This window comes from Streptomyces sp. ICN903, from assembly GCF_022015835.1.
Lineage (GTDB): Bacteria > Actinomycetota > Actinomycetes > Streptomycetales > Streptomycetaceae > Streptomyces > Streptomyces fenghuangensis.
Genome location: NZ_JAKMAY010000540.1, coordinates 1 through 1,683 on the forward strand (window position 1 = coordinate 1; position 1,683 = coordinate 1,683).

At 77.7% G+C, this 1,683-nt stretch carries 1 protein-coding gene; it reads left to right on the plus strand.

Annotation, left to right across the window (positions count from 1 at the left end; translation table 11 throughout):
- Window positions 1-83: 83 nt before the first annotated feature.
- Window positions 84-1,683 (plus strand): glycosyltransferase family 39 protein (locus L7D48_RS28615; protein WP_308312366.1); only part of this gene is annotated, 1,600 nt, incomplete at its 3' end.

Here is a 1,683-nt window from a genome sequence, read left to right on the forward strand (position 1 = left end):
GCCGCCCCCGCCACCCCCGGCACGCCGCACCGGCGCCCGCCGGAGCGGCGGGGGCGGCGGAGGGGACGGATAGGTTGTAGTCCATGCCGACCGCCTCCGACCCACCCCGGTCCCTGCGGCTGCCGAGCGCCCGCACGGCACCGGCCGAGGCCGCACGGGTGCGGGAGCCCGGCACCCGCCCGCCGGCCGGCGGCCTCGCCCACCGGCCGGCGTCCGCGCCCGCCGGCCGGCCGCGCCCGCTGTGGCCCCGGCTGCTGCCCGTGCTGGTGCTGCTGGCCGCGCTCACCCGCGTCCCGTCCTTCCTGCGCCCGCTGTGGAACCCCGACGAGGGCTTCCTCGCCACCCAGGCCCGGATGCTCGCGGACGGCGGGACGCTCTACGACACCGTCGTGGACCGCAAACCGCCCCTGGTGCCCTGGCTGTACCAGGGGGCCTTCGCCGTCTTCGGCGACGCCTCGCTGTGGCCGGTCAAGGCCGCGGCGGTGGCGGCGGTGGCGGCGACCGCCGCACTGCTGGCCTCCCTGGCCCGCCGCCGCTGGGGCGAGCGGGCCGCATGGGCCGCCGGGGTGCTGTTCGTCCTCGCCTCGGTGGGCCTGAACCCCGAGGACGCCCAGGCGGCGAACTTCGAGGTCTTCATGCTGCCGTTCACCGCGGCGGCCCTGTGGTGCGCCGACCGCAGGCACTGGACGGCCGCGGGTCTCGCGCTCGCCGGCGCCTTCCTGGTCAAGCAGACGGGCGGCGCGACCCTGCTGCCGGTGCTGCTCCTGCTGTGGCGCTCGGCGCCGCCCGGCGATCCGCGGCGGGCCGCGCTGCTCCGGCTGGGCGCGGGCTGCGTACTGCCGGTGGCGGCGGTGGCGGCTGCCTGCGGCTGGTCCCGCTTCCTGTTCTGGACGGTCACCGGATCGGGTGCGTACGCCTCCTTCACCGGTTCGGAGCTGCACGTGCTCGGCCGGGGCCTGGGCAACACCGCCATCGCGGCGGCGGGCTTCGCGGGGCTGCTGGTGCCGCTGGCGGTGGTGCTGCGGCGGCGCCCGCCGGCGCGGCGGCGGGTCCTGACGGCGGACCTGTGGACCTGGCTGGCGGCCGCCGCGGTCGCCGTGGTCTCCGGCTTCCACTTCTTCGGCCACTACTACCTGCAGCTGCTGCCTCCGCTGGCCCTGCTGGGCGCGGGCGCCCTGCACCTGCTGGGCGGCGGGTGGACGCGCCGGGCCGCGCTGTGCGCGGCGCTGTCGTGCGCACTGTTCCTGGGCTGGAGCGCGGTCGCGGGCAGCGGGGAGCTGGACCATGCCCGCAAGGTGGCCGACGCCGCGCGGCGGCACGCCGGACCGCAGGAGAAGGTGCTGCTGTGGGGCATGCACCCGGAGGGCTACTGGCTGGCCGACCGCCGCCCGGCCAGCCGCTACCTCACCGCCGGCCTGCTCACCAACTTCAGCGGCGGCCGGGACGGGCCCCGGGTGGGCCAGCGGTACGGCGTCGAGGGCGGCTGGCACACCTTCCGCGCCGAGCTGTCCGAGGACCCGCCGAAGGTGATCGTCGACGACTCGCGCGGCAAGCCGTACGCCCCTTCCCGGATGCCGACGCTGCGCTACCTGCTCGCGGCGTACTACGAGCGCGCGGAGCGGGTGGACGGTGCGGTGGTGTACGTGCTGCGGCCGGAGCGCGGGGAACAGCGGGGACAGGGGG